Source organism: Flavihumibacter profundi, from assembly GCF_020076305.1.
In the GTDB taxonomy this organism is placed as follows: Bacteria; Bacteroidota; Bacteroidia; order Chitinophagales; family Chitinophagaceae; genus Flavihumibacter; species Flavihumibacter profundi.
On the sequence record NZ_JAIQXE010000002.1, the window covers coordinates 309,081 to 334,893 of the forward strand.

16 protein-coding genes are annotated in these 25,813 nt (G+C 42.9%); 10 read left to right on the forward strand and 6 right to left on the reverse strand.

Annotated elements, in window-relative coordinates; translation table 11 throughout:
• Positions 1–22: 22 nt before the first annotated feature.
• Together LAQ65_RS11095 and LAQ65_RS11100 are read right to left on the reverse strand one after the other, a co-directional pair.
• Positions 23–1,009, reverse strand: coding sequence for an ion channel (locus tag LAQ65_RS11095; protein WP_224117034.1), 987 nt, complete (start codon positions 1,007–1,009; stop codon positions 23–25).
• 26 nt (positions 1,010–1,035) lie between these two features.
• Positions 1,036–6,429 (reverse strand): alpha-2-macroglobulin family protein, encoded by a 5,394-nt coding sequence (locus tag LAQ65_RS11100; protein WP_224117035.1) that lies wholly within the window; start codon positions 6,427–6,429, stop codon positions 1,036–1,038.
• Between the two features lie 185 nt (positions 6,430–6,614).
• Here LAQ65_RS11100 and pbpC point away from each other — a divergent pair, with 185 nt between their 5' ends.
• The 7 genes from pbpC to LAQ65_RS11135 all read left to right on the forward strand — a co-directional run bounded on the left by pbpC (position 6,615) and on the right by LAQ65_RS11135 (position 15,031).
• Positions 6,615–8,861 (forward strand): penicillin-binding protein 1C, encoded by a 2,247-nt coding sequence (pbpC, locus tag LAQ65_RS11105; protein ID WP_224117036.1) that lies wholly within the window; start codon positions 6,615–6,617, stop codon positions 8,859–8,861.
• Between the two features lie 6 nt (positions 8,862–8,867).
• Entirely contained in the window at positions 8,868–10,136 is a 1,269-nt protein-coding gene (locus LAQ65_RS11110; RefSeq protein ID WP_224117037.1) for an amidohydrolase family protein, read from the forward strand.
• 61 nt (positions 10,137–10,197) lie between these two features.
• Entirely contained in the window at positions 10,198–11,805 is a 1,608-nt protein-coding gene (locus LAQ65_RS21120) for an OmpA family protein (RefSeq protein ID WP_224117038.1), read from the forward strand.
• An 83-nt stretch (positions 11,806–11,888) separates the two neighbouring features.
• Positions 11,889–12,608, forward strand: a complete 720-nt coding sequence (locus tag LAQ65_RS11120) for a DUF4412 domain-containing protein (protein ID WP_224117039.1) — start codon at positions 11,889–11,891, stop codon at positions 12,606–12,608.
• A gap of 86 nt (positions 12,609–12,694) precedes the next feature.
• Complete coding sequence (locus LAQ65_RS11125) at positions 12,695–13,303, forward strand: RNA polymerase sigma factor (RefSeq protein WP_224117040.1); 609 nt, start codon at positions 12,695–12,697, stop codon at positions 13,301–13,303.
• Entirely contained in the window at positions 13,296–14,060 is a 765-nt protein-coding gene (locus LAQ65_RS11130; RefSeq protein ID WP_224117041.1) for a tetratricopeptide repeat protein, read from the forward strand. The genes LAQ65_RS11125 and LAQ65_RS11130 overlap by 8 nt, the downstream gene beginning before the upstream one ends.
• Before the next feature lie 89 nt (positions 14,061–14,149).
• On the forward strand, positions 14,150–15,031 hold the full coding sequence (locus LAQ65_RS11135; RefSeq protein ID WP_224117042.1) for a DUF4382 domain-containing protein: 882 nt from the start codon (positions 14,150–14,152) through the stop codon (positions 15,029–15,031).
• Positions 15,032–15,063: 32 nt separating this feature from the next.
• Here the strand turns inward: LAQ65_RS11135 and LAQ65_RS11140 are convergent, their stop codons facing one another.
• The 3 genes from LAQ65_RS11140 to LAQ65_RS11150 all read right to left on the reverse strand — a co-directional run bounded on the left by LAQ65_RS11140 (position 15,064) and on the right by LAQ65_RS11150 (position 19,643).
• Positions 15,064–17,811, reverse strand: a complete 2,748-nt coding sequence (locus tag LAQ65_RS11140; protein ID WP_224117043.1) for a CHAT domain-containing protein — start codon at positions 17,809–17,811, stop codon at positions 15,064–15,066.
• 44 nt (positions 17,812–17,855) lie between these two features.
• The gene (locus LAQ65_RS11145; protein WP_224117044.1) at positions 17,856–18,668 is read right to left on the reverse strand and encodes a hypothetical protein; all 813 of its coding nucleotides are present in this window, start codon (positions 18,666–18,668) and stop codon (positions 17,856–17,858) included.
• Positions 18,669–18,776: 108 nt separating this feature from the next.
• Positions 18,777–19,643: a hypothetical protein gene (locus LAQ65_RS11150; protein ID WP_224117045.1), complete on the reverse strand. Its 867-nt coding sequence runs from the start codon at positions 19,641–19,643 to the stop codon at positions 18,777–18,779.
• Positions 19,644–19,780: 137 nt separating this feature from the next.
• On the opposite strand from LAQ65_RS11150, the gene LAQ65_RS11155 reads away from it, so the two are divergent.
• The 3 genes from LAQ65_RS11155 to LAQ65_RS11165 all read left to right on the forward strand — a co-directional run bounded on the left by LAQ65_RS11155 (position 19,781) and on the right by LAQ65_RS11165 (position 24,649).
• Positions 19,781–22,591, forward strand: coding sequence for a TonB-dependent receptor (locus LAQ65_RS11155; protein WP_224117046.1), 2,811 nt, complete (start codon positions 19,781–19,783; stop codon positions 22,589–22,591).
• Between the two features lie 49 nt (positions 22,592–22,640).
• The gene (locus LAQ65_RS11160; protein ID WP_224117047.1) at positions 22,641–24,029 is read left to right on the forward strand and encodes a hypothetical protein; all 1,389 of its coding nucleotides are present in this window, start codon (positions 22,641–22,643) and stop codon (positions 24,027–24,029) included.
• Between the two features lie 92 nt (positions 24,030–24,121).
• The gene (locus LAQ65_RS11165; RefSeq protein ID WP_224117048.1) at positions 24,122–24,649 is read left to right on the forward strand and encodes an RBBP9/YdeN family alpha/beta hydrolase; all 528 of its coding nucleotides are present in this window, start codon (positions 24,122–24,124) and stop codon (positions 24,647–24,649) included.
• Between the two features lie 6 nt (positions 24,650–24,655).
• On the opposite strand, the gene LAQ65_RS11170 is transcribed toward LAQ65_RS11165, so the two are convergent.
• Positions 24,656–25,729, reverse strand: coding sequence for an OmpA family protein (locus LAQ65_RS11170; RefSeq protein ID WP_224117049.1), 1,074 nt, complete (start codon positions 25,727–25,729; stop codon positions 24,656–24,658).
• Positions 25,730–25,813 lie beyond the last annotated feature (84 nt).

Here is a 25,813-nt window from a genome sequence, read left to right on the forward strand (position 1 = left end):
CACACTGGGGGATCAGTAATTTTTACTGGTCCCCTTTTTGTCTTTCCTCAAATTCAGGTAATACATATGGCTCATAATCATCCAGTTTATCAATGTGCAGAATTGTGCTGGTATTATTTTCATTGGGATGGAACATTGGCAGGAAACGACCCCCGTAAATAAAGTCCTCGTAACTATAGCTGGTTCTTGAGATCACCGTATTGGCAAAACTTTCATCAAACCCCTGGACAAATACCAGTAATTCTGCCATTGCATTTTGCAGGTCTTCTTTTTTAAAACCATAAAAAGGGCTTTCGTCATTAATAACATGAACGAGTGTCCAGCTGGCTGTCAATGTTGTTGCTTTGGCAATATCCAGGGGCACATTAAAAAAACCGTTTTTAGTCTGGCCGTCTTCAACAACCCGCATGGCAAGTGTCACTTTCACTTCAACATTTACCAGGTAATTTTTGGTATATGGAACCATCCTGAACATAAGCGCAGTGCCGTTCCTGAATGGGGCGAAAAGGGCATTTTTGCTATACCGGATAAAAGCCCTGGGTCTTGCAAAGCGGCCATAGATCAGGCCGGTAATTACAGCAAATGTCATCAGACCGGTGAGTGCTTCCATGGATGCCGCGAAGCTGGCAGCAATACCAATCGGGTTTATCCGCCCATAGCCCACTGTTGTAAAAGTCTGGGCACTGAAGAAAAAAGTTTCCCCGAATTTTTCGGCCCGGCTATTGGCAACCATGCCCCCCAGGTGCTCGGTGCCGATCCATAAATATATTCCCGCGAACAGGAGGTTAATAGCCAGGAAGAAGGTTACCACAGCCAGGAGGAATTTCCATTGCGGCATGGTTAGCAGTGCATGATAAACATTAAGGCGCTGGGAAATTTTCATTCCCCTCACTTCCACATTAGGGCTGCCGTCCCGGTTGATGAAACGGCCACCACTTAGTGCTGTATTGGTCGCCAGCCCAGTTTCATTATTTACCTGTGCTTTCCTGTTGAGTTTTCGAATTGCCATATTTTAAAGATAATAAACCATTCCCCTTACTGTTTGCGGTTTACGGTAATTCTGCCTGCGCCATTGTAAGAATGATATTCCGGATTATACATCGCATCGGCACTCGCCGGCCCCATTTGAAATACGCCGGGCGATACCGACCTTACTGCATAGTAATATACCTGGCGATTTTTCTTGGCATCAACAAACAGGTGGATCCTGTCGTCCCTTACGTCAATGGCTGTTGGTGTGGCTGCATCCTTTATCCAGTCCATGCCCGGTATATCTTTTGTTCGTGGGTTCTCTATTTCAAAGCCAGCCGGAATCAGGTCAGTCAGCACTATATTCTCCACTGTGCCTGAATATGATTTCTCCAGAGATAATTGTACAATAACCAGGTCATTCTGGCTAAAATTATTGCCCGTTATGGTTTTTCCGTTCCTGTCATAAAACTTCCTGCGGATCTTCAGGTAATTGTCTTCCTCTTTATAGGCCCCGCTGCTGCTGATCCCTTCCGATTGCCACCAATAATATACAGCGCCATTTCCTTTAGTTGTAATGGTGATGCCGGTCCCGCCCAATTCTTTCTGCGTAAGCTTAATGGCATTATTTGCCAGTTTCCCGACAGTTTTCCCATTTACCTGGATATCTGCCGTTACTGTAGTTTTGGCTGCAAGTGCGGCCATTTTCCCTATGGCAAGGAATCCAAATGCGCTCTCCTGTGTGCTGTACCAGCTGCGCTGCTTTAATTTCGTAATTACATGTTTTGCCATAACCGGCACCTGTGCATTGGCAGGGTCCACTTCTAATAAGGCATTGAGGGCAATGGCTTCATCACGTATGTCTGAATAAAAACTTCCTCCTGTTTGCGCTACCGATTCTTCCCCGCTAAAAGATGTGGGCAGCATTTCCCTGAATTTTGTTTTGTCTCCCGTAATGGCATATGCGGCCGATAATAAATATTTGCTATCCAGACTTAGAATGGCTGGCCTTGCCTTATAATAATTCATTACCGGTATATTTGGCCTGCCTGCCTGTGACAGCACATATAATGTATACGCCACTTCTTTTGGTGCAATTTTCGTCTGTTGGTCGCGGTTATAATAATAAGCGATGGTGGTTTTATTATTGAGTTGGTTGTTGATATAGCCCAATATGGTTTCCAGCAAACTGCTTTCTACATCGTAACCGGCTTTTTTTGCTTCCAGCAGGAAATGTGCTGCATAGATGGTCGACCACCAGTTTTCTGTCCCCGCATCATCCCAAAGCGTAATAGCGCCGCTGTATAACTGCCGCATTTTTATTTTTCGGATGGCTTCCATTACATTGGTCGCTGCGCTGTTTACAGACCCTTTTCCTTTTTGCATTAGTTCTGCCATATCGCCAAAATACAATTGGGGGAATGCCGCCGAAATTGTTTGCTCAGTGCAGCCATACGGGTATTTCACCAGCGAATTCAACTGGTCTGCTAGTTCTAGCGCCGGGGAGCGGCTTACCAATAACTGGTAACTACAGCTTCCAGGCAGGAAATCGTTTTCGTTAATCCGAAGTAGCTGCGAATTATTTGCACCTATTATTCCGCTTCCACTCATTTTTTGCAGCGTTGATGCGGGCCTTACCGTGATTTCTGTTTCCTCTGTAAATTTTTGCGCCCCACCCTGTACATCAACCGTAATTTTTCCCGCACCAATGGTCCTTTTTGCCATGACAGTAAAAGTCACCTGGGCTTCACTATTAGCAGGCATGGCAATTGTTTGCTCTGATTTGCCGGTTACCTCAAGCGGACCCGCAACTTTAAAGGATGCATTGGCAGACATTGAGTTTGCTGTTGTATTTGAAATAGTAACGGGCACGGTTATACTGTCGCCCGGACTCAAAAACCTCGGCAATGAAGTGCTCAGCACTATGGGGTCTGCCACTTTCATTGCTTTTTCAGCATGCCCGAAATTTTCATTTCTGGCAGCTACAGCCATCAGGCGGACTTCCCCTGAAAACTGCGGGATATCAAATTCAAAACCTGCTTCACCCGAGTTGTTTGTAATGGCTATTCCACTCCAGTAGGACAATATTTTGATGCGTTTATTGGGCATAGGATTCACACGCTGGTCCATCTTAAGGTCCCCATCACCTCCGGTACTGCTACGATTCGATTTTATTTCGGGAAACAGCAAAGGATAGAGGTCATATGCATTCACTCCAAGTGCCCGCTGCGCATAAAAGAAACTGTAAGGGTCCGGTGTTTTAAAATCCGACACCTGCAGCACTCCATTGTCTACTGCAGCAAGGGTAACCATACTTCCCACAGGCGCCTTGACAAGTATTTTCTGGTGTGTGCGGGAACGAACCGATGCTGCGGCAAAGATATCAACCTTCATCCTTCGGCCCTTATCCTCCACCGTTATGTTTTTAAATCCATGCGCGACTGTTAGCGGAATATCAGAAACTTCATGCGGCTTTATTAATGTAGCTGTTACATAAACGTTGGGAAGATAATCGCTGGTCAACTGCAGTTCCAGCGTGGCTATCCTTTTGTCTACGTTTATATATTGATAGGAAAGTACTTTGTCTTTTTCCATGGTCACAAGCATTCGTCCGCTAAATGGAGCTTTGAACAGAAGCTTTACTTTCTCACCTTCATTATATTTTGCCTTATCGGTTTCAATATCTATCTGTCCTTCGGTATTTACTTCAAAAGAACTGTTATCCCCACCCCAGAAACCATAGCTGTAAAATGAACGGCTAACATAGGAGGCAGAGCCCGGGATGGAAACCCTAATTTCATAATTACCTGGCGAACGGGGTACAAAACTGTAGCTGCTATTTTCACCTGCAATACTTGGATTACCTGTCACCACAATTCTATCTTCAGGTTGTGATTCATAACGGAAATACCTGCCCGATTTACTGAGAACAGTCCGGTATTCGTGTTTAATTACTTCCACTTTAGCTGTGGAAGACACTGCTTGTTCCTGTTTATTGATGGCGATAAGCGGGAATTTTATCACCTGGTTCAGTGGAAAATAATCATAGCCGTTTTCACCGATGCCATAAAAAACTGGCTGGGTATAAATATCAATGCTGTTGGACCTGCTTACCGGCCGGCCGGTTTCATCAAAAACCGTGGTGAAAAAAGCGGCCTGCAATACGCCAATATTCCTATACAGGTCTGGCGCAGTATAGGTTTCCACTGCCTGTCCGGATTCATTGGTCTTTCCCTCGAGAAGCTTTTTATCAAAGAAGCTTTTTTGGTTGGTGAGGTTGAAATTGTATTGGTGATATTTTTTAGGGTAAAACATTTTTTGCTTTACCTGGATCTCGCACTCAAAATTTCTATTGGCAGCAGGGGGACCAAAGAAGTTGGTTGCCGTAATAGAAAGGTTCATTTTTTCATTGGGTAACAACTCGGTCTTATCCAGTTTGGTCAACACCTTTATGCGATCGGGAACGAATTCTTCTATCATGAACGGCATACTCGTAATCAGCACATCATTACCGGAATATACTTCCAGGGTATATGTACCCGTAATTGCAGCAGGGGGAATATCAATGCTGCCATCTGTTGCGCCCTGGCTGTTCAGGTTTTTCCGGAATGATTTCAACTCTTTACCGGTCGGCAGTAAAAATTTGAACTTGACCGGAATTTCACCGGGCGACCGCCAGTCTTTATCGCGGATGATAAGGGCGAAATTTACTTTTTCACCGGGCCTGTAAATATCCCTTTCACCATAAACGAAAGCATCCAGTCCGGTGCTGTTTAGGCGCTTTCCGCCAACATCAAAACGCGAAGTATTTACTATTGTATTACTGAACACCAGGTAGTTGAAATCCAGGGCGGTTTTCGCGATGATGAGGGCAGGTTTAAACCCGGCATATTCCTTTCTAGTATAGGCGATTTCGGCTACTCCCTCCGCATTGGTAGTACCTATGCCCAGCACCTGGTTATTGGCTCCATAGGCAACAATATTCACATCATTTAATGATTGGGCAGTTTTTAGGGAATTGGCAAAGACAAATAATTTTTCTTTCCCTTCCCTGGCCACAAGGCCAATATCAGATAGTGAAACGAACCTGCTGTCGCTGATCCAGTAGTCTTTGGCAGACCTTATTTTAATGTGGTAGCACCCTTTTAACTCCGGTATCCTGTCTTCAATTGAAAAGTTAAACAGGTGGCTGCCATTGTTCTTAGGAAGGCTCCTGGTATCAATTTCCTTTTCATATATCACATCACCCAGCGTGGCATCACCGCCGCTTTCATAGTCGTATTCTTCATTCTCGCTATCTGCTTCTTTGGGATAATAGCCGTATCGTTGTGCCGCAAGCAGGTTGCTTTCATATATTTTGGAAACTATGATTTTTACTTTTTCAATATTGGTGATTTTTACCTCGATATTACGGGCACCATTAGCCGATAGGTAAGTGGCCCTAGCCTGGTTAAAACTGAGTGATGGTTCCAACTTGCCAAAGGCAATACTGCTTTCATATCCTTCTTTCAACTGCCCGCCAATTTTTCCCCTGATCCCTTTATCAAGCGTCAGCTCATAGCTCTTATCCATGCTGAACTGGTCGCTCGATAGCAAGAACCCTTCTTCTGTAATTTCTGTGTTGAATTTTACTGCTGGGGTGAAACGGACCAGTTGTGCAAGCGAAGCAGGCTCAACCTGCTGGCTGGTTTTCACCAAAACCTTCCCGGTAGTGCCATCATGTTCTGTTTCTACGCTATTGATATTGAGGTTAAATGGTGATGGAATGACGGATGCAATGCTTTGTTTTTCTTTAGCCGGATTGGTGCCTCCTACCGGGAGGATACCCTGGCCCAGCACAATATTGAGGTTAAAGTCGTTTTCCCCGGCTTTTACACCTGGCAACCTTAAGGTTACTTTATCATTTGCCGAAGCAGTGATGATTGTATATTCCAGTGGTTTGCCATCTGCTTCAACAATTAGTTTTTCCTTCAGCGCGGCGGGTTCAACTTTATAATTGAATTGCAGGTCAACTTCAGGTATCACAAGGCGCACATTGTCATCCTGCAAAACCCAGCGTACATTGCTGTTGTCTAGGTTTAGGTCGCGTGTATAAAAAGTGATTTCTTCCCTGATTCCCAAATCATTGAACGTAGATTTTGCCAATATTGCCTTTGTGATGGAAGCTTTGTAGGTGGTTGCCGGGGACAATGGCTTTTCTGGCGAAAACACAAGCTGGTCGCTGCTTTCCCAACGGAACCTGCCTTTGATGGCCGGTTCAAACTGCACATACGCAGTAGAATCCCAGCGGTTAAGCAGTGAATCATTAACCAAAGGATGGTTAAAACGGAAAACGAGGTTTTGTAATTGCTGTACTTCTTTACTGGCGTTGGTGTACTCAAGGGTTACCGTTGAGCGGTTGCAGGCTACCGTTACTATTGTACATAGCAGGAGGAGTAGCCTCACATTCTTAATGAACATATAATTGGGAGATTGTAGGTAAATGTATTAACGAAAAAGACTATTCCAAAATAACCTTTTGCAGTAAGTTTGTTAAACCGGGCAGATTCTTCTGCACCTCAACAATGCCTTACCTAAAAGCAAATAGCCACTGCCTTTTCCGGAGCGCTCTAATCAAATGGTTAGGCGGGTTGCTAATCTTTGGTATGCTCTGTATTCTCGCCAGTTTCCTTTTCCCATTACCCGACACCTTCACCTATTCTAAAATCGTTACCGATGAATCTGGTACGGTTATTCACGCCTACCTGACACCAGATGAAAAATGGCGGATGAAAACAGCCTTAAGTGAAATTTCGCCATCCCTGCAAAAAGCCATCATCGAAAAAGAAGACAAATGGTTTTATTATCATCCCGGGGTGAATCCGCTGGCTTTGGTACGGGCGCTGTTTAAAAACCTCTTTTCGGGAAAAAGAACTTCCGGCGCATCCACTATTACTATGCAGGTTGCCAGGGCGCTTGAACCGAAAAAGCGCACTTATGTCAATAAACTGGTAGAGATATTCCGGGCTTTTCAACTGGAATGGAAATATCCGAAAAGGGAAATATTGCAGTTATACCTTAACCTGGCACCCTACGGAGGGAATATTGAAGGCGTAAAGGCTGCCGCAATCCTGTATTTCGGCAAAAACCCCAATCACCTTTCGCTGGCTGAACTGATGGCGCTATCGGTAATCCCTAACCGGCCCTCCAGCCTGGTAATGGGGAAGAATAATGAACAGATCATCCTGGCGAGGAATAAATGGCTGATGCGGTTTAAAGCCGATAAGGTATTCTCCGACCAGGAAATTGCTGATGCTGTTGATGAACCTCTAACGGCAAAACGACTGGCAGCCCCCCGCCTCGTGCCACACCTCGCTTATAAACTCAGCCAAACTGGCGAAGAAATATCTCATTCGCATATCAACCTGAATACCCAGTTGAAAACGGAAAAGCTGGTTAAGGATTATGTGCGGACTTTAACCCCAATGAATATTCGAAATGCAGCTGTGATCATCATTGATAACCCAAGCCGGCAGGTTGTTACTTATGTCGGCTCAGCAGATTATAATGACAGTACTGATGCCGGCCAGGTAAATGGCGCGGCTGCTATCCGGCAGCCGGGCAGCACCCTGAAACCCTTGCTGTACGGACTTTGCCTGGATGCCGGGCTCATGACTCCTAAAACCGTCCTTACTGATGTTGCGGTTAACTATAATGGCTATGCGCCTGAAAATTATGACAAGCAATTCAATGGGTATGTTACAATGGAATATGCACTTGAACATTCCCTGAATATTCCGGCCGTAAAGAGTTTAAGGGCCCTGGGGAAAGATAAATTTGTTCACCAGCTGGTAACATGCAATTTCGAACAAGTACGGAAAGACCAGGGAAAATTAGGCCTGTCGCTTATCCTCGGCGGATGCGGTACTACGCTGGAAGAGCTCACTGCCCTATTTTCGATTTTTGCCCATGATGGCGATTTTATTACGCCGGAGTATAGCCGAAAAGCTCAAAAAGCAGTTAAGAAAAGAATTCTTTCCCCCGCTTCAGCTTTTATGATAAATGAAATGCTGTCAAAAGTGAACCGCCCGGATTTCCCCCTTAACTGGTTCAGTACAGAAAAAATGCCCCGCATTGCCTGGAAGACCGGCACCTCCTATGGCCGCCGTGATGCATGGAGCATTGGGTATAACCAGCGTTTTACTATTGGTGTTTGGGTGGGTAATTTCTCAGGGCTCGGGGTAAGCGGACTAAGTGGTGCGGAAATAGCAACACCGTTGCTTTTCAGGATATTTAATACTGTCGATTATGATTCAGACAATGAATGGTTTCGACAGCCGGCTGATTGCGGCATTCGTAAAGTTTGCAACGAAACAGGTTTGCAGCCGGGTGAATATTGCACCAACCTGGTAACGGATTATTTTATCCCGTTGGTTTCATCCAGCCAGTTATGCGAGCATGTCCAGGAAATAATGGTGGATCCCCGGGAAAAAATCTCCTATTGTAAAAGTTGCATGCCCGCTGGCGGATATAAGAAAATACTATATACTGCCATCGCTCCCGAAATGCAGGCATGGATGGATGAACACAAGGTCTTGTATAAAAAAATTCCTCCGCATAATCCTGCCTGTGAGAAAATCTTCAGGGAAGGTTCGCCGCTTATTGTATCGCCGTCTGCCAACGCGGAATACTTAATTGACCGCTCTAATCCGGAGCCCCTGCAATTGGCCTGTCATGCAGCAGCAGATGTGGCTAAGGTTTTCTGGTATATCAATGACCAGTTTTATAAAACTACCGGCACCCGGTCTAAAATATTTTTTATGCCCTCGGAAGGCCCGGTTAAAATTTCCTGCACAGACGATAAAGGCCGCAACAGGGATATCTGGATTCGGGTTAAATTTATCGGACAATAATCTACCATGCGCAAGGCAATCTGGCTACTAAACGGTATATTTTCAGTCGGTACACTTTTGGCACAACAGCCAAACAGCTATTACATTACAGCCGACAGGGTCTTCGACGGCGAAACATTGCATACCGGATGGGCGGTTTTGGTGGACGGCGATAAGATCAGTGCTGTTGGCCCGACTTCCCAGCTTAAGCCACCTGCCGGGGCGATTCGCATACAGGCAGGGAATTCCACATTGTTACCCGGACTTATTGAAGGCCATTCCCATATCCTTTTGTATCCTTATAATATTACAGATTGGGATACGCAGGTATTGAAAGAATCTGATACATACCGCACTGCCAGGGCCACGACACACCTTAAAAAGACCCTGATGGCAGGCTTTACTACCGAACGCGACCTGGGTACAGAAGGCGCCGGTTATGCTGATGTCGCTTTGAAAAGGGCCGTTAACGAGGGATTGATTCCTGGCCCCCGTTTATTGGTTGCCGGTAGGGCCATTGTGGCAACCGGATCTTATGGCCCGAAAGGTTATGACCCCGATTCAAAAATAATGCTGGGTGCAGAGGAAGCAGATGGATCCGATTTGGTTAGGGTTACCAGGGACCAGATGGGCAAGGGTGCTGATATTATAAAAGTATATGCCGATTACCGCTGGGGCCCAGGCAGCGAAAACCTCCCGACTTTTTCGCTGGAGGAATTAAATCTGGTAAGGGAAACCGCAAATAGCGGCGGACGGCCACTGGTTGTTCACGCATCCACCAAAGAAGGGATGCGTAGGGCAATTCTGGCTGGTGCCGAAACGGTTGAACATGGTGATGAGCTGGATGAAGAAATCGCCAAATTGATGGTAGCGCACCAGGTAACCTGGATTCCTACACTAGCTGCGACTGAGTCCATCAGCCGCTACCGCGGTTGGGTTAAAGGCAAATCCCCTGAACCTGCCAATATCACCCAAAAAAAGAAAGCTTTCCAGGCAGCACTTGCAGCCAAAGTAAATATTGGCATGGGTGGCGATGTCGGTGTTTTCGCCCATGGTGAAAATGTATTGGAAATGGAACTTATGGTTGAATATGGCATGAAAGCCATAGATGTATTGAAAGCGGCCACCAGCATAAATGCCAGGGCTTTTCACCTGGAGGGGCTCACTGGTTCAATAAAAACCGGTTTAAAAGCCGACCTGCTGATTGTTGAAGGGAACCCGGCTCAGCAAATTGCTGATTGCCGTAATGTAAAATGGGTTATGAAAGACGGGGTCGTTTACAGGAATGAATTTTAATTTTTTTACTTAATGTATTAAGTCGACCATTTATTCGTTACTACCTGTAAAATCCATTCTTGTGAAAAAGGTAGTTTCGATTTTTCTATTATCTGCAGGATTCCTTTCGGTAAACGCAGCACCAATTAACGACTCAGTACCAAAACTGATCCCGCAAAAGACGAATGTTATTACTGAAGAAACCGTCATTAAAATTGAAAACCTTGGTATTAATATAAACTCAGACCTGCCCGAATTAAGGCCTACTGTTTCTGCCGACGGAAATCTCCTGTTTTTTATTTGTGAAAACCATCCCCGCAATACCAAATTCAATTCAGTACCCAATTCTCAGGATATCTGGTTTTCCGAAAGGGATAGCGCAGGAAACTGGAGTGAAGCGCGGCACCTTTCCTATCCTTTAAATACCGTGCAGTACAATGCCCTTTACTGGATTTCACCCGACAATAACAGGATCCTGATCAGGGGAGCGTTTATGAATGGCGCCTTTGTAGGCAAAGGCGTTAGTATGTCTACGCTTACCGAATCTGGCCGCTGGAGCGAGCCAAATGCCCTTGTTATTAAAAATTATGACAAGTTTGACCGGGGTCAGCAATCCGGTGCCACTATGGCCCAGGATGGGAAAACCCTGTTACTGTATATGTCTCCGGAAAGGAGCAGCCCGGTGAACGATATTTTTGTTTGCTTTCAAACTGATAACGGCACCTGGACAGAACCAAAAAGCCTCGGCAAAAAAATCAACCTTCCTGAATTTGATGAAATGACCCCTTACCTGGCAGCAGATGGTGTTACCTTATATTTTAGCAGTAACCGTCCGGGCGGACTCGGTGATAACGATATCTGGAAAACCAAAAGGCTGGATGACAGTTGGCAGAAATGGTCTGACCCGGTGAACCTGGGCAGTCCTTTCAATACCCCCGGCTGGGATGCATTTTTCACCCTTGATGCTGGTGGTGAATTCGCCTATCTCTCTACCAGTTTAAATTCCTATGGTGAATCAGATATCGTCCGGGTGAAATTATTGGAGCGTGAAAAACCCGATCCGGTGGTGTTGGTCAGCGGAAATGTTTATAACCTGAAAACAAAAGAGCCATTGAGCGCTTCCCTGGTATATGAAACCCTGCCCGATGGCAAGGAGGCTGGCAACGCCCTTTCGAGCCCATTGGATGGTGCTTTCAAGATGGTGTTACCTTATAATAAAAATTATAGCATCCGTGCCAGGGCCGATCATTTCTTCGCGGTTTCAGAAAACCTGAACCTCGACTCCCTGGTTAAAGCAGGTTACAAGGAAATACATAAAGACCTTTACCTGGCTCCCATCGAAATTGGACAGGTTGTACGATTGAATAATGTGTTCTTTGATTTTGATAAATCAAATCTTCGTCCCGAATCCTTTGTTGAACTTGACCGAGTTGTAAAACTGCTTCAGGAAAATGAAGCCATTGAAATTGAAATGAGCGCCCATACTGATAGCAAAGGATCTGATGATTATAATTTCAGGCTAAGCGATGACAGGGCCAGGTCGGTAAGGGAATATATATTGTCTAAAGGCATTGCCGCAAACCGTATAATTTCGCAGGGATACGGGGAAACAAAACCTGTTGTGCCTAATGACACCGATGAAAACAGGCAATTAAACCGCAGGGTTGAATTCAAGATTTTAAAGAATTAGGTCCCGGTAACTGCCTGTTTCCAAATTTAAAAATGATGTACCTTGAAAATACTAAGGCGATGATCGGCACCTAAAAAATCATCATGAAACAGATCACCATTTACCTGCTCGCAGCATTGGTTGCTGTCTTTACCACCCATAACATACAGGCACAGAATGCGCAGGATTATCCTGCTGAATTTATTTTCAAACTGGGTATTACCTATGAAATGACGAGTGGGAAACCGGGTGATACCCAGAAAACCATGGAAACAACATTCTGGTTCTCCGACCAGAATTATTCAGGTTTTAATATGGGCGGGCAGCTGGGCATGATGATGGTATTTGACCTGCCCCGAAACCAATTGCTTTCATTTATAGAATCCCAGAAAATGGTGATGATAATGGACCTGAAGAAGATGCAAAATAAAGCGGACTCCATGAATAAAGCCCACAATGGAGATACTTCCCGTAATGATGTTAAAATCCGTAAAACTGGCAAAACAGAAAAGATACTGGGTTATACCTGCGAACAATACCAGGTTACGTCAAAGAATACCAATATGCAGATCTGGCTGACCAAAGAGTTAGGCGTAAGCTATGCCGGGTTCTCTAAAAGTTTTCCTATGATGATGCGGGCAAATCGTTCCGGCAATAGCACACCAGACCTGAAAGATGCCGCAAATAGCGTTATGCTGCGGATGGAAACGACATCACTTGAATCGGGTGCAACCAGTAAGCTCGAAGCAAAGTCAATTCAAAAAGAGGGCAAAACCTTTCCCACTGCAGGCTATAAAAAAATTTCCATGCCGGGTATGGAATAGTAAATACTATCCTGGAATAATCAATCTTTTTAATGGTAATTTGATTACATAATAACCTTTACCATTTACTAATACCTGTATTGCGGATGAAAATTGGAAAAACTTATTCAGAAATTGAATTATTACACGATTTGGTGAGTCCGGATACCCAGGATGATGCTATCAGGTACTTGTACAGGGAACATTATAGCAAAGTGCTGGTCTATATTAAGCAAAACGGCGGATCTAATGAAGATGCAGAAGACCTTTTCCAGGATGCGGTAATAAACTTTATCAGGATCCTGAAAGAGGGCAAATTCAGGGGAGAATGCAGTAGCGGCACTTTCCTGTATAGCCTTGCAAGGCATGCCTGGCTGAATGAGTTCAAGAGGAGAAACCGGGCCAGGGTAAGGGAAGAAAAATTCGGGAAGGGAATGGAAACCATAGAGCTGGACAGCAGCCAAAAACTGGTAACGAATGAAGTAAAGATGCAACTACAACAACTTTTAGAAAACCTGGGGGAAACCTGTAAAAAGATATTGATGGCTTTTTATTATGAAGAGCTTTCAATGCGGGATATATTAACTCAGCTTAACTATGAGAATGAACAGGTTGTCAGGAATAAGAAATATAAATGCCTGAAAAAGTTGACCGAAGTGCTGGCTTCCCACCCCCAAACTGTTAAAAACTTACAATCTGTCTTATCTTATGAATAACAACCCTACCTCAGAATTATTAATGCAATACCTGGATGGCGATTTGGAAGGACAGCCACTTGAAGCGCTCAAAATCAGGTTGGAATCCGACAATAGCCTGAAGGAAGAATACCAACAACTCCTGCTCGCCCGTGATGCTGTTAAGCTTTATGGGTTAAAGGAAAAAGTTAGTGGCATCCATGCAGAAATGATGCGGGAACTGAAACCCCAAAAGGCGCAACAGGGTGGAAGTATTATCAGTATGTTCAGGCCGGTCATGCGGATTGCCGCAGTATTGCTGCTGTTAATTGGAGCAGCAACAATTTATCAGTTCCTGCAGGTTTCCAGCCTTGCGGTGTTTGAAAAAAACTTCCAGCCTTATACTATTCCAGAGACAAGGGGTGCGCCTGCAGCATCTCCACTGGCAGATGCTTTTAAAAACGGGCAAACGGGGAAAGTAATCGGTTTATTCAAACAACTGCCCCAGGCTTCGGCTGAAGATTGTTTTTATACCGGGAATGCATATTTGCAGGAAGGTAAGCCTGAAGAAGCTATTTCCCTGTTTTTGCTGGTACAACAGAAGAATGCAATCAACCAGGCCCGTATTTTTTCAGATGATACAGAATATTATTTAGCAATGGCGTATTTAAATAAAGGGCAAATTGATCAGGCAGTGCCATTATTCGAAAAAATCCACAATCATAAAGACCATTTATACCACGATAAAGTGAATGACTGGTTTATGTGGAGGCTCTGGCTACTGAAGAAAAAATTGTAAAAACCGCATCCGCGGTTTTTTTTTGCAGTAATGGTTACAAATCCAAAAGTTGTGGTGACCAATATGCATAACTTTTTAAATTAAATTGTATGACAACACAACTTTCCAGGGGCATGAAATCCCTCCCTATCCTCGCGGGCCTTTTCTTATTTGTAACAGCCTGCCAAAAATCAGTATCAACATCTAAATCAAATACACCAACAACAAAAGCTGTCAATATTTACCTGACAGATGACCAGTCCCTCGTTTTTGACCAGGTAATGATAGACATCCAAAAGCTGGAAATAAAACTGGAAGACAGTTCCGAAGTTGAGCATGAAATGGAAAATGAGTCTGAAAGCGATAATAATGACCGCCTGGGCCATACATCGGGCGGATGGAAACCTGTAGATATCCACACCGGGGTATATGATATCCTGAAATTCAGGAATGGCCTCGATACCTTATTCGGAAGTTCCAGTTTCTCATCAACCCATTCACTGAGAAAAGTCAGGTTAACATTAGGGACAAACAATAGTGTTGTTTATAATGGCAATGCATTCCCGGTTTTAATAAAAGGAAATGACAATTTCATCGTAATTAAACTCAATGAAATAACAGAGGGTTCTGACGATCATAGCGATACTAATTTCTGGCTGGACTTTGATGCCGGCCGTTCCATCCGCATGCATGGCAGTGAATTTGAAATGAAACCCCAGGTAAAAGCATTCCGAAAAGATAAAACCGGCAGTGTTGAAGGCCGTGTACTTCCTGCCGATGCCAATGCAGTTGTTTATGCCATCATGGGTACTGATACTACCAGTGCGAAACCGGAAAGAGAAGGCGAGTTTAAAATCATTGGCTTAAAGCCCGGGTCTTATTCTGTGGTTTTCCATGCGACAGCGAATAACTACCAGGACAAGACAATCGGTAATGTAGTTGTTGGAAATAACGAAGATGCCCACCTGGGTTCAATCACCCTGCAGAAGTAAAAAAGTTCACCTGTGAAAACCGCCGTGCACATTTATTTGTGCACGGCTTTCTTTTTGTACACTATTGCCATAAAAGCGATGAAAAGGATACAGGCAAATAGTATCAGGATATAGTTACTGCTTTGGGTAACTGGCTGCTCATTTCCAATTAAAATAAGGTGCGACCAGTAAGAGGCAGTTTTGAAACGGCCTTCAATTTCTGGGTCCTCGAGATAATCTATTTTCGCTTTTTGTAAAGCGATGTCTTTAGGTTCCCCTTTAGCCAGGTACTTGTGCATGTGCTTTGAAATGTAGGCGGTTGCAGCATCATCTGCCTTCCATAAAGAAGCGATTACAGATTTACAACCCGCATATGAAAATGCCCTGGAGAGACTCATTATGCCTTCCCCATTTACCAGCTGCCCATTGGCAGTTTCACAGGCACTTAAAATAACCAGGCGCACATCAGAAAGGGGAAGGGTATAAATTTCCTGTTCGTACAGGCGATGCTGGGGGTCGTGCTGTCGGCTGGCATCGTAGAAGGCAATATAAGATTGCATTGGTACTGCATCATTGGCGAATGCATGCGTAGCAAGGTGAAGGATCGGGTAATTTGGCAGCGACTTCAGGAAACTATCCTTTGTTGCCATTCTATCCATTAGTATCCTCCCTTCCAGGTCTTTTACTTCATCCCGTGAAAATGGCAGTGGAGGAAATTCCTGGTTGGAATATTTTATCGCAAAAGGTGCCATGGCCAGTACTTTGTAGGCAGCATTGGCTGGCTGGATATTGGAAAGGAAATTGGCAGAATAATCGTATCGGATGGCAAACCTGTTTAATACAGTTTCCTCTTTTCCCGGGTCAACAAGCATTTCAAAAGGGATATAGCCAATTTCATTATAGGGAATAATAGTCAGGTGTTTTTTATTGTTAATCCTGGCCATTAACGGCTGTAAAAATTTTCCATACAGGTAAACGGCAAGTTTATGAATTGTCTCCCGGTCACTATTTACAGAATAGTTTAGCGCTTTCCTTAGCTGGAGTATATTTTGGGTTAGCAGGGAATCCCTTTCTGAAGCAACATATCCAAAGTCCTCTTTGGTGATATAAAAACAAATTAACTGGTTCCCGGAATAGTAATAGGAAACTATAGCAGCATCCTTACCCAGTAAGTTGTCCTGGATTTCCGGAATGCTTAACAGCTTTTTAGAGAATTTTAGATCATGGTATTTTGGGTTTTCATTTAATTTGTCCTGTATTTGCGACAGCTGGATTTCGAGGTCCCTGATTTTCGCCTGGTGTTCACCCGGCTGCGTTTCCTTGATATATAGTTGGGCTATCTCGGATTTTATATTTTTTTGTTGCTGGATCAGTTGCGATGGGAGGCCATGAATCTTATTTAATTCCAAATCACGGAGATCAGCCTGTAATACAGATGCTTTGCTGTTTTCAATCAGGTTAAATACAGTGTACAGGTAGTTTTTATCTGTGGTTATCGTATAAAGTTGTAGTCCGAGTGCTGCACATTCATGGTATGCACTGTCTGCATTTTGCTTAAGGAAAAGCCTTGATTCGTCTGAATCATACAACTTTTCAATATGGGCAACCAGTTCAATGGCTGAATTGTAAGCTGCCAAAGATTGTTTAAGCATGTTTTCACCCGGGTGTGCCGACCCGCTTTTCAATGCCCTCGCTTTTGCCAGTAAGGCATCAAATAGAAAAATATACTGTTTAATTCCGTTAAATGAAACCGGGTTCCTGTTGATGTCTGCATCATTGAAGTCGGTTGCCAGTTGTATAATGGATTGCTGGTATAATTGGATGGCTTCTGCAGGCTGATTTTTTGAACTTGCTAAATCACCAAGGTATTTCAAAGTGATCCCATAGTCAAGGTTTTTTATGGATGCTTTTGTTAGCGGATTTTTGGTTAAAGCCAGGTTAAGGAAATATTTCGCTGAATCATAGTCATTCATTTTATAATAGGCCCTGCCAATGTCATTTAGTTTTGCCGCGTTAATATATTTAACCAGTTTAAGGTAGTGTATCGCTTCTGTGTAATTGCCTGCATCAAGATAAGCTACGCCAATGTTGTGATAAATTTCATTGGTGTTTACCTTGAAAGCCAGCAAACTTTTGTAAATGGATATCGCTTCATCATATTGCTGAAGTTTTCTCAGGGCCGACGCTATATTGTTTTTATAATTGATAATAAAATCACTGTTTTCATCAGGATTGGCACTAACCATTGATAAAGCCTTGCTGAAATAAAGGACACTTTTTTTATAGTCGCCCGTTTCAAAATACAGCACCCCCATTTTATTATACAACCTTTCTGCTTCATTTAGTAAAGGATAGTGCTGGATGATATTTTCAGCCTGTTTATAGTAATTAAAGGCAGAGTCTGAATTAAGTAGTTTATAATACGAGTTGCCGGCAAAAATGTAGGGTAGGAAAAGCAGGGAATCGGCGATCGTTGCTGATTGGTGTTGTAGTGAAATAGAACGCTGGAAATAATACAATGCAAGGCTGTCTTTTTTTGCCGACATACAAATAATTCCTGCTTTATTATAGCAATCAAAGAGTATGCTGTCCGAAGAACCGGACTTTTCTAAAATTTCAATTGTTTTTTTATAGGCAATAAAAGCCAGGCTATCGGTTTTTCCTGTTGGCTTTGGTGTATTATAAAGTTTTTCAGCTTTTTTATAGGCGGTAAAAAAATCAGGCAGCCCCTTGCCGTCCTGGCTTTGCAGGAAAAGAAAAAAGACCAGTAAGAAGAAGGATAAAGCTAATCTGTAGCCCATCCTTCAATTTACGGAAAAATTATCCGATCAGAATGGCAGCTCTTTTAATGACCCACAATAAAAATACAGGGTGGCCTGGGTTTGCCTACTTTAGCCTGGGTAGCTACAGGTGTCTGAAGCCCGGTCAGGAAAATAGTGCCCTGGCGTGATGCAATAATATCGTATGCTTCAGGGGTAATATCATTTACAGTATTGAAATAATACAATTTCACTTTTAGTGTATTCGTTGCCTTCCCGCTCTTATCATTGATTTGGTAATTCAGTTCAAATTCGTGGCGGTCATTATTTGAAGGAGTTGAACCAAAAACACCATTCCTGACTGTCTCTGCCAGGTTTATCTTTCCATCAGTTGCATTAACGGTACAACCCTGGCTATTGCAACCGGAACCAAGGTCAAATAAACTGCCGCTATTGATTCCCGGTATGGAAATATTGGGGTTGGCATTATACAATGGGCGAATGATAGAGTCTGCAGTGGTCAGCTTGTAAAATCCATCGAGGTAATTTATTCCTGAAATAGTCACAAAAGTTGAAACGGTATCTTTCTTGCCTGTTTCAATGAAAGATACTTTGTACTTAAGGCCGGCATCGGTCTTTGAAACATTTATTGCCCCGGTTGAAGGATCTATTTCCATGCCTTCCGGGAAACTAAGATAGGTGCCAGCCTTGCTTAAATTCGGCAAAACGATATAATCCGAAGCCTGGTTTTTTATATAAAGTATTGAATCTCCATAGCTTAGAACTGTCGGGTTGGGATTCGGGTCCGGATTGGGATTTGGCTTAGTCTGGGTTTTATTGCAGGAAAAAAGCAATTGAGCTAATACACCCACTAAAATTATAGAAAGGTTACGGTTCATGGTTCGAAGATTGGTAATTCTATATTTGGTCAAAGCTAAATGACCTTTTGTAACCGGCCATTTGCTAATATTTCGTTTATAAACGCAAAATGCGAACCAAAAGTTGCCCTAAACCTTGCTGTACTTCAGGTAATTAATTACACTCTCCGGCAGTTCGGCGCGCATACCCAATAGTTGGCAAATGATTTCGGCAATTTTTTGCTCTGCATCCGGCGTATCAGGCAGATAATATTTCTGGTGTAGGAAATCTAAAATACCGGATTCCCTGAGCAACGACATACGTCCTTTCAGGTCAATGGGAATATCCTCATTGGCCTCTTTATCGCTGGCCTGTGCATTGAAATCAGGATAACCGTTCAATGCCTCCATGTATTTGCCAAATAGTATTCCATAGGAATAAAGGAATAATTCAATGATTTTTTTCCTTTTAGAAAACTTCTTGTAATTGTTTTGTGTATAGTCTGAATAGCCATCATAGAAAACGGTCATGAACTTCACTCTAAAACTGCTTTCGGTATTGCTGTTCAATTTATTTGTAACCAGGCCTATACATTTATTGATCTCTTTTTTTTGGTTTTCAACAAGAGGATAGTTTTTTGCTGCTTTATATCTTAACTCTTCTATTTCAGTTTTAAATGAATTATCTGAATCAACGAATTTGGAAATTATATAATCGTTCAGGACTTCCGCATACGAATTGATGGGGGTTATATTGAAATTGTACCTGCAGTATTCGAAATCAAATATTTTTTCCAAAACTAATGAATGCCTTCTTTCTTTTTCAAATAAAGCTATCAGTTCATTGGTGGCTTCCTGCCGGAAAAATATATCGAGCTTTGGATTAAAGCCTGGATAAGGGTCAGCTAAAAGACCAAACCAGGTGTCAAAAAATATGATTTTCTCATTATATGTCCTGATATTTTGAAATTCGGAATGTAGATGCTTAACCTGTTCTTCCGGGAAACTTATGATCATCTTATATGGAAGTATTTGAATTCAATAGGGTAAAATTAGACTTCCTGCCGGCCATTTTTCATTGTTTATAATTGCATAACATTGAAGTAATAATTTGGAAATATTGGGCTTTTAGCTTCGCGCCATAATCACGATAAATGTTCACCCGTATTTTTACGTTATTGGCTCTCCTTAGTGCTTTATTCACTGGTGTTCAAGGCCAGGTACAATCAAAGGCAAAAACATACAGATTATCAGGTAAGGTTATTGATGGTGCCAATGGCAATCCGGTTGCCGGCGCAAGTATTACCACCGAAAATGGTGCAAAAGGCATTACTACTGACGTTGAGGGCTTATTTTTTGTGTCCATCCAGCAGGATAAAAAATACACCATCCGTTTTTCAGCTGTAGGCTACAGCCAGAAGGAATTAGGTGATATTGAGTATACTGGTACGGAAATTCCTGCATTAACTATACAATTGGAAAGAAGTAAAAAGGAGCTGGCAACGGTAACTGTTAAGGCTAGTGCAAGAAAAGAGGCCCAGGCTTCCCTGTATTCCGTACAGAAAAACAGCTCCGCGATTTCTGATGGAATTTCCGCTGAATTGATCCGGAAATCGCCTGACAAAAATACCGGTGATGTGCTTAAAAGGGTCAGTGGCGCATCAGTGCAGGACAATAAATTTGTTATCATAAGGGGGCTGAGTGAAAGGTATAATGCTTCATTGCTGAATAATTCCGTTTTGCCAAGTACTGAAGCAGATAAAAAAGCCTTTGCATTTGACATTATCCCTGCTTCGATAGTGGATAACCTGGTTATTTATAAATCAGCGACTCCCGATTTGCCGGGTGATTTTTCAGGTGGCGCTATTAAAGTGTCTACTAAAGATTATCCCAATAAAAAATTAAGTGAGTTTGAAATTTCTATTGGTTTTAATACACTTACCACCGGAAAAGACTTCTACAAAACCTCTCCGACTGGTTCGCTGGATAACCTTGGTTTTTTTGATGACTCCAGGTTAATACCTGGCCCATATTACAGGAATAAGAGTGGCTTCATTTTGCAAAGCCCCGAATTCAAGAATTCTGTCACAAAAATGTTTTCCAACACTTATGGGAATGTGCCCGCCTCTAAAAGCGCACCGAATTTCAGGTTCAATTATACTGGCGGAAATACTTCACTGCTGAAGAACGGCAATAAACTAGGGTATATCTATAATGTTGGTTATGGTATTGGTAGGGCAGTTTCTGACAGGGAAAGGTCTGAATTTGATATCAGCAGGCGCAATACCTATGAGTATAATACCAGCAATTATGATATGAAAAATAACTTATCTGCATTACTGAACCTCACTTATTCTTACCGGAAGAGCAAAATTTCTTTCAAGAACCTCTTCAATAATAATTTTGTAAAGACCGGCAGTAACAGGGCAGGTAGTAACTATGAGAATGATCTTGGCAATACCTTCCTGGTTAAGAGTACGAATACCGAAGTTACAGGCAATGGACTGGTCAACTCAGTCCTGGAAGGCTTGCACAAGATGAATAGCAGCTGGACGCTTGATTGGAATGCTTCTTATGCATTTACTTACAGGAATCAACCCGACCAGAAAATATTAACTTTTAGAACACCCGATGGAAGTACTGGTGACTACTTTCTGAAACTGAATAATGAAAATTCTCCTGAGATCAGGAATGCCGGTCGGGTTTATTCCTTCCTGTCCGAATCAATTTATGGCGCTTCCGTAAATGCTACCAAACAGTTTAAAATGTTTAACCTGGATCAGAAATTCAGGATGGGTACTATGAATTATTACAGGGACAGGAATGTTGAGGTAGATGCACTCGGTTATGCATCACAGGACTTCAGGGGAGTAACCATACCGGAATCGAAGTCAGCTACTTTTACTAACCTCTTCAGTAGCCAGAATATCGATAATTATAACCTTACTGTTGCCAACATTGAAACGAATTCCACCAACTATACGGGTAAAGCCCTTTTAAATGCCGGTTACCTGATGCTCGATAATAAATTTTCTGACCGCGTAAAGTTAACCTGGGGCGCAAGGGTTGAGAGATACAAGCAGGAATTAAAAGCGGCAGGAAAGGATGATAAAGTCTACACGAATACCGACCTGTTACCTTCTATGTTGCTCACTTATGCATTGAACAATAAAACCAATATCCGTGTTGCCGGGTCTCAGGCTGTTAACAGGCCTGAATTCAGGGAGCTGGCCGATTATAGCATCTACGATTATGACAATTATTTTGTAATCAGGGGAAACCCTAACCTGGCTCGTTGTAAGAATACCAATGCTGACCTGAAATACGAATGGTATCCTGCTGCCGGGGAAATTATTTCAGCAAGTCTTTTCTACAAGTATTTTGATAAGCCAATTGAGCAGACGAATAAAGGCAATGATGTGCTGTCTTATGAGAACGCAGACCATGCTACAGCTTATGGTGTTGAAGTTGAAGTGAGGAAAAAACTGGATTTCATTGCCAGCAGGTTCTTTAGCAATCTTACATTTTATGCCAATGCTGCATACATAAAAGGTTCAGTGCAGTTTGCTGGAACAACATCAAACAGTCCTTTGCAGGGGCAATCGCCTTACCTGGTTAATGGCGGATTGAATTATATGACTTCAGATGGTGGCTTCTCTGTAAATCTGTTGTATAACCGGATAGGGCCAAGGCTCCGGTTCCGCGCAATCAGTGGTGCTTCGCTGAATATTTTCGAAAAGCCCCGGGATCTCGTTGACTTGCAGATCAGTAAAAAACTACTCAGGAATAAACTGGAAGCAAAAATCACCTTTAGTGATATCCTGGCGCAACCTTTTACCTGGTATTATAAATACGACGTAAATCCAAAGAATACGAATTATGATCCATCGGTTGATAAAATCATCAACAGTATGCGATACGGTTCTACTACAACACTTACCCTGAAATACAATTTTGGCAGCTAAGCTGGCACCACACATCACCTATAACACTTTCTTTAAAAAAATAGAAATCATGAAAAAGACCTTTTCAATTCTTTCTTTATCACTTGTTGTGCTAAGCATGGCTTGCAGCAAAAGTGACAGTATGCCGGATCCTGTAACCCCGGTGCCACCGGTTGAAAACCTGAAACCCGATATCAGGGGAATTATCACAACCGACCAGCACTGGACAAAAGATAAAGTATATCGTCTTCGTGGTTATGTATACGTTTCAACAGGCGCAACACTTACCATTGATGCCGGTACAAAAATAGTATCCAGCAAAGATTCAGCAGGTGTATTGGTTATTTACAGGGGTGCTAAGATCCAGGCAAACGGAACTGCAGCTGAGCCTATCGTATTTACTTCAAATGAAACCAGCCCTGCTCCGGGTGACTTAGGTGGTGTTGTTTTAGTTGGGCAGGCAAAAGGAAACGGAAACCACTCAGTAGTTGAAGGTGGTGTTGATGCTGCCTTTAGCGCCTTTGGTGGTAATGATGATGCTGATAATTCCGGGACATTAAAATATGTGCGCATCGAATACGCCGGAAAAGCAGTTAACCCCGGGGATGAAATAAACGGATTGTCTTTATATGCTGTAGGGTCTGGCACAACCATCGATTACGTGCAGGTTGTACGTGGACTTGATGATGCTTTCGAATTTTTCGGTGGCACCGTGAATTGTAAACACCTTATTGCTTACAACTCTGCTGATGACGATTATGACCTGGATGACGGTTACCGCGGTAAAATCCAGTTTGCTATTTCTGTAAAAGATCCTGCTTTCACTGATGCAAAAGGAACCACTGGCGACGTTTCAAATAACTTTGAAGTTGATAACGTAAACCCTGCTAATGGATTCCTTTTGTCAAGGGCTCCAATCACTTCACCTGTATTCTCAAATTTTACGGCTATTGGTCCGAATGACGCAGCCAATACATCTGCTGATTATGGCTGGGGAATGCGTTGGAGAAGAGGTACAAAATTCATTTTGGCCAACTCGATAGTACTTGGTGGTAAAAAAGGTGGCCTGCGTTTACAGGAAGATTCAACTATCTCTTATTATAACAAGGGAATAAGTTCTTTCTATAACAGCTATGTACATGCAATAACTAACCCGATTGATGTTGTACTTAACCTGCCGATGAAAGACGGTTCAACCTATGATCTTGCTTCTGTAACTGATTTAACAACCAATACGTACAAGTCTGTTATCCTTACTAATCCGGCTGACATGAAACTCACAGATCCATTCAACAATGCTGCCCCTAACCTTCAGCCTGCTGCCGGCTCTCCTGCACTGACTGGCGCATTGTTTGACCTGTCAGCTCTGAATGATGCTTTCTTTGATAAAGTTGCTTACAAAGGTGCTTTTGATGGCACTACCGACTGGACTGCAGGTTGGGCTGTATGGGGTAAATAACAAGGATAGGAATTAATTTTCTAAAGGGCGGACATATCAATTGGTGATGTGTCCGCCCTTTAATTTTTACCTTTATCAATTACGTAAAACGCATGACTAATTTTTTTATCATACCCGGACTGGGTAATTCCGGGGAAGCACACTGGCAAACATGGTTTGAAAAGTCTGGCCCGAATTTCCTGCGTATCGAACAAAAGGAGTGGGATGCCCCACTGTGTACTGATTGGATAACCCGGATTGAGAATAGCCTTGCCAACTATGATTTGTCATCCGTAGTTTTAATTGGCCATAGCCTGGGTTGCGCTACAATTGCCCACTGGGCAAACTATTACCAGAAGCAGGTGAAAGGTGCACTCCTTGTCGCACCCAGCGACCTGGAGGCGCCGGCTTATGATTTTCCTGCAGTTGGCTTTGACCCCATTCCGCGGGATAAACTGAACTTTAAAACCATTGTTGTGGCAAGTGAAGATGATCCCTGGGTAAGTTTCGAACGGGCCACCCGTTTTGCTAATAACTGGGGAAGCGAACTGGTGAATATTGGCAATGCCGGCCATATCAATACCGCTTCCGGTTTCGGGCCATGGCCAGTCGGTTTGGATATTTTAAAGAGGCTGATTTAAATTTCCTTACAGCTTAATAAATTCAACCCTCCGGTTCAGCGCTTTGTTTGTATTGCTATTATTTGGTGCGATTGGTTCTTTTTCACCTTTGCCATCGGTTTCAAGGCGTGCTGCATCAATGTTAAAAGAACTGTTGAGTGCAATCTTAACTGCTGCCGCACGACGTTTGGATAAATCAAGGTTGGTCGCATCATCTCCATCGGAGTCAGTGTGGCCAACAATTTTTACGCGCAGGGCAGGATTTTCTGTGAGTATTGTTGCTATCTCTTTCAAAGTGCCTGCAGATTCAGGTTTCAGTTTATCAGAATTAACATCAAAATAAATTCCGTAACTCACCAGTTTTCCTTCTGTGAGCAGTTTGTTGCGCATATCAGGCAAGCCTGTTGCAATGCGAAGATTGCCAATCAATTCAACACCCCTGTCGAACCGGATCATATTGTATTTATAGTTTTTTGACATGGCTTTTGCAGCGTCAAAAAGCTTTGCTTCATCCTGGTAAATCCTGATCCTTTCTTTCTGGACCCAAATGGAAATGTGGTATTTATTATCCGCTACCTGTTTGTGCTCTGTTGTCCTGCCATCAAGCCCGGGACTGCCATCCCTGTACCAGGTGAAATAAGAATTATTATATGCAAATTCAAACCAAATTCCTGCATCTCCCGGTCTTGCCAATCCGTAAAGCAGGTCTTTTGGCTTTGAAGTGCTGATCAGCATAAACCGATAGGTGGTGTTATTGTTATTAGCCTGGTCTTTTTGGGGGATCACATCAAATTCAATCGTATAATTTTCGGGTAATTTTAAAGTGTCTGCTAAACAGGTGATGCCCTTGCTATTTGTTACTTTCAGCCATTTGCCCGGATATTTACCATAAGTGACAACCTCTCCTGATCCATTGGTATTCCAAAGGGTTGGGAAGTCACCAATATTTTCTGAAGAAAAATCATCAAAGAAAATTACTTTTTCACCCGGAATAAAATCAAACTTGCTATATACCTGCGTAAGGGAATCGTTTACTTGTGCTGCCAGTTGCCTGCTGTTCATAAATAATAAAAAGCAAGCGGCTATATATCGTAGTTTCATATGCGTTTTATTACTTGCGAATATAAAAGCAACACGCATCTTTAATGCTGATACTGCACCTGTACTAAAATGATTTATATCAGG

Excerpts from the sequence above, each read along its gene's own strand:
- LAQ65_RS11110 (WP_224117037.1), top strand. The coding sequence starts at position 8,868 with ATGCGCAAGGCAATCTGGCTACTAAACGGTATATTTTCAGTCGGTACA.
- LAQ65_RS11135 (WP_224117042.1), top strand. The coding sequence starts at position 14,150 with ATGACAACACAACTTTCCAGGGGCATGAAATCCCTCCCTATCCTCGCG.
- LAQ65_RS11125 (WP_224117040.1), top strand. The coding sequence starts at position 12,695 with ATGAAAATTGGAAAAACTTATTCAGAAATTGAATTATTACACGATTTG.
- LAQ65_RS11095 (WP_224117034.1), bottom strand. The coding sequence starts at position 1,009 with ATGGCAATTCGAAAACTCAACAGGAAAGCACAGGTAAATAATGAAACT.
- LAQ65_RS11120 (WP_224117039.1), top strand. The coding sequence starts at position 11,889 with ATGAAACAGATCACCATTTACCTGCTCGCAGCATTGGTTGCTGTCTTT.
- pbpC (WP_224117036.1), top strand. The coding sequence starts at position 6,615 with ATGCTCTGTATTCTCGCCAGTTTCCTTTTCCCATTACCCGACACCTTC.
- LAQ65_RS11155 (WP_224117046.1), top strand. The coding sequence starts at position 19,781 with ATGTTCACCCGTATTTTTACGTTATTGGCTCTCCTTAGTGCTTTATTC.
- LAQ65_RS11100 (WP_224117035.1), bottom strand. The coding sequence starts at position 6,429 with ATGTTCATTAAGAATGTGAGGCTACTCCTCCTGCTATGTACAATAGTA.
- LAQ65_RS11165 (WP_224117048.1), top strand. The coding sequence starts at position 24,122 with ATGACTAATTTTTTTATCATACCCGGACTGGGTAATTCCGGGGAAGCA.
- LAQ65_RS11140 (WP_224117043.1), bottom strand. The coding sequence starts at position 17,811 with ATGGGCTACAGATTAGCTTTATCCTTCTTCTTACTGGTCTTTTTTCTT.
- LAQ65_RS11170 (WP_224117049.1), bottom strand. The coding sequence starts at position 25,729 with ATGAAACTACGATATATAGCCGCTTGCTTTTTATTATTTATGAACAGC.
- LAQ65_RS11150 (WP_224117045.1), bottom strand. The coding sequence starts at position 19,643 with ATGATCATAAGTTTCCCGGAAGAACAGGTTAAGCATCTACATTCCGAA.
- LAQ65_RS11145 (WP_224117044.1), bottom strand. The coding sequence starts at position 18,668 with ATGAACCGTAACCTTTCTATAATTTTAGTGGGTGTATTAGCTCAATTG.
- LAQ65_RS11130 (WP_224117041.1), top strand. The coding sequence starts at position 13,296 with ATGAATAACAACCCTACCTCAGAATTATTAATGCAATACCTGGATGGC.
- LAQ65_RS11160 (WP_224117047.1), top strand. The coding sequence starts at position 22,641 with ATGAAAAAGACCTTTTCAATTCTTTCTTTATCACTTGTTGTGCTAAGC.